1 protein-coding gene is annotated in these 640 nt (G+C 63.0%); it reads right to left on the reverse strand.

Annotated elements, in window-relative coordinates:
* Positions 1-640, reverse strand: a 640-nt coding sequence (istA, locus tag KI742_RS23515) for an IS21 family transposase (RefSeq protein ID WP_285445321.1), incomplete at both ends; no start/stop codon positions are given.

The raw sequence follows: 640 nt of genomic DNA on the forward strand, positions 1-640 counted from the left end.
CAAATCGTCGAAGTCGCCGGATCCGCGCATCAACAGTGCGTCGTTCACGGCATATTTGAGATGGCCGTGGGGGCTTTCGATAGCGCCGTTCTCATGGGCGACACCGCGATTGTTGCGCGTCGGCTCCATCGCATAATGCTCGCAAAGCGCATCATATCGCCGCGTCAGGTCAACTCTGGCGTCAGCGTCGAGATTGCGGAATGCGGCCGACAGGCTGTCACTGCGGTGTAGGCGTGGCGCCCCGCCTACCGCCCACAGGGCGTTCTGCAGTCCCTCGGCCAAGGCGACATAGCTCTCGCCGCCGAGGATGACATGGGCGTGCTCGAAACCCGACCAGACCAACCGGAAGTGATAGAGGAGATGTTTGAGCGGCTCGCCGGCGACCGTGACGGGCACATCGAGGTCGCCCATATCGGTGAAGTCCGACAGGCCCATGTGGCCGGGCTCGTGGGTCTGACGGAAAATGACTTCCTGGTCCTGACCATGCCGCGCACGCCATGTCCGGATGCGCCGCTCCAGGGTCCTCCGGATACCGGGCGACAGATCCGAATGCCGGCGAAGCATCTCCTCAAATATGGCAACGGCCCGCAGGCCGGGAGCCGCCTGGAGAAGTGGGACAATCTCGGTGTCGAAGATCTCT

Source organism: Vibrio sp. D417a (assembly GCF_030248595.1).
GTDB classification, from domain to species: domain Bacteria; phylum Pseudomonadota; class Gammaproteobacteria; order Enterobacterales; family Vibrionaceae; genus Vibrio; species Vibrio alginolyticus.